2 protein-coding genes are annotated in these 2,353 nt (G+C 69.1%); both read left to right on the forward strand.

Annotated elements, in window-relative coordinates:
* A partial coding sequence (locus RMO85_RS11655; RefSeq protein ID WP_310528891.1) for an alpha/beta fold hydrolase occupies window positions 1-1,240 on the forward strand: 1,240 nt, incomplete at its 5' end.
* Window positions 1,237-1,983: an SDR family oxidoreductase gene (locus RMO85_RS11660; protein WP_310528892.1), complete on the forward strand. Its 747-nt coding sequence runs from the start codon at window positions 1,237-1,239 to the stop codon at window positions 1,981-1,983. The genes RMO85_RS11655 and RMO85_RS11660, both read left to right, overlap by 4 nt.
* Window positions 1,984-2,353: the final 370 nt, after the last annotated feature.

Consider the following 2,353-nt stretch of genomic DNA (forward strand, 5'->3'; position numbering starts at 1 on the left):
GCAGTCGTCACCGACAACGCAGCGGAGCATGCTGCCGGTGGGCACCCACCGGCTCCACGACGACGTGTCGATCAACTTCCAGCTGCACCGCTGGATCGCCTGGACCGGCGGCGATGCTCTGTCCGACATCCGCCGGGTCGCACCGCGGCTGAGCGACTATGCCACGGATCGGCGCCTGTTCCTGGAGCTGGCCGACGCCGCCCTGGCCGAGGGAGATCTGCGGCGCGCCGCGTTTCATGTGCGGGCCGCCGAGTTCTTCGTCCGCGGCGACGACCCGGACAAACAGGCGCTTCGACGACGTTTCGTCGAGCTGATCTGGCTCAGTCGCGCGATGAGTGAGGCCGACCGCGACCGGGTCCCGTACGGCGACGGGTGGCTACCCGCCTACCGGTTCGCCACCGAGCAGGCCGCGAAGGGCACCGTGGTGGTCTTCGGCGGCTTCGACAGCTACATCGAGGAGCTCTTCGCGATCACCGACGCCCTGTGCACCGCCGGCTGGGACGTCGTCGCCTTCGAGGGACCAGGACAGGGAGGCGCCCTCGAAGAAGCCGGCCTGCCGTTCGAGGTGGAGTGGGAGCACCCGGTGGCAGCGGTGCTCGACCACTACGCGCTGAGCGACGTCAGCGTGCTGGGCATCTCCCTGGGCGGCGGCCTCGCGGTCCGCGCCGCCGCCTTCGAACCCCGGGTACGGCGGCTGATCTGCGACGACATCCTCTTCGACTTCCTCGACGTCAGCCTTCACCAGCTACCCGCGGTGCCCCGCGCAGCCCTGACTGGGCTGCTCCGCGCCGGAGCCGACCGCGCCGTCGACACCCTGGTGCATCGCGCGATGCGCCGCAGCCCGGTCCTCGACTGGGGTCTGCACCAAGGCATGCACGTCTTCGGCGTCGACACCCCGGCCGACTTCCTCACCACCGCCGCCCGGTTCCGTACCGACGAGTGCTCACCGCGCGTCACGGCCGACACCCTGCTGCTGGCCGGCGCCGAGGACCACTACGTCCCGGTGCGGCAGTTCCATCAACAGATGGCGGCGCTGAGCGGTGCCCGGTCGGTCAGCGGCCACATCCTCACCCGTGCCGACCATGCCCAGGACCACTGCCACGTCGGCAACGTCGGACTCTCCCTCGACCTGATCACCGGCTGGCTCGACCAGATGGTCGCCCTGGATGCCCAACGGGCCGAACGGGCCGGGCAACCAGCCGACCATCCGGCCCCCACCGGACCGATCGTGACGCGTTGAGGGTCGGAGTGCTCGGTGGCAGCGGCACCGCGGGCAGCCAGGCGGTGTTGGCGCTCGAACGGCGCGGGCACGAGGTCAGGGTGCTGGCCCGGTCGTCCGGTGTCGATGTGACGACGGGCGCGGGGATGGATGCTGGACTGGCCGGGCTCGACACGCTCGTGGACTGTCTCGGGGTCGAGAAGGCGACCGAGCGCGCCGCCCGGCCCGTTCTGGTCGACGGCCTGCGGTCCACCCTCGAGCGTGCTGCCCACCTGGGCGTCGGTCACGTGGTCTCGTTGTCGATCCTCCACTGCGACCGCATCCCGATGGGCTACTACCGAGCCAAGGTGGCCCAGGAGGAGGTGATCCGGACGGGACCGTTGCCGGGGACCGTGCTCCGAGCGACCCAGTTCCACCAACTCCTGGACCGTGCCTGGCGCACCACGCGCTTCGTGGGCATCATTCTGGCGCCGAACGGTCTGCTGTCCCCACTCGATCCACGTGACGTCGGCGATCGGCTTGCCGATGCCGTCGAGGCCGGCTCGGACGGACCGACCCGGTTGCAGCTCTGCGGTCCCCAAGACCTGCAGGTGCGCGATCTCGCACACGCTTGGCGCACGGCGAACCGGTCGCCCCGACCTGTCGTGCCGCTCCCAGCCGTCGGTGGCGCGCTGCGCGCGCTGGCCGCGGGCCTATTCGTCGACGCCGACGCTCCCCGCGGAACCCGCACCTTCGGGTCCTGGCTGGAGGAGAATCGAACATGAGCGCCACCCCGACCGGAGCGACCCGACCCATCCGCGCGTCGAGCTCGCGCTGCTCGGGTGGTTTATGCGACATAAATGCGATCGGGCCACGGTCTTTCTCCTCTTAGGATCCAGAACGTGGCCTGACCTGCGGTGATGGTGGAGGTGAGGGGACTCGAACCCCTGACCCTCTGTTGAGGTCGGAAGGGGTCGTTCGTCTCGGAAAAACTCGCCCCTACTCGGCCACACACCCTCTGACCTGCGACAACGCTCTGGATCGTGTTCGTTAGTGTCACCACATTACCTCGCAGTCTCGGCGCATTTCGCCCCGAATCGGGCCATTTGCGAATCCAAAGTGCTGCTTTTATGCTGCCTCGTGGAGGCCCCAGAT

Origin of the sequence: Nocardioides sp., from assembly GCF_031422975.1 — a bacterium.
Classification (GTDB): Bacteria; Actinomycetota; Actinomycetes; order Propionibacteriales; family Nocardioidaceae; genus Nocardioides.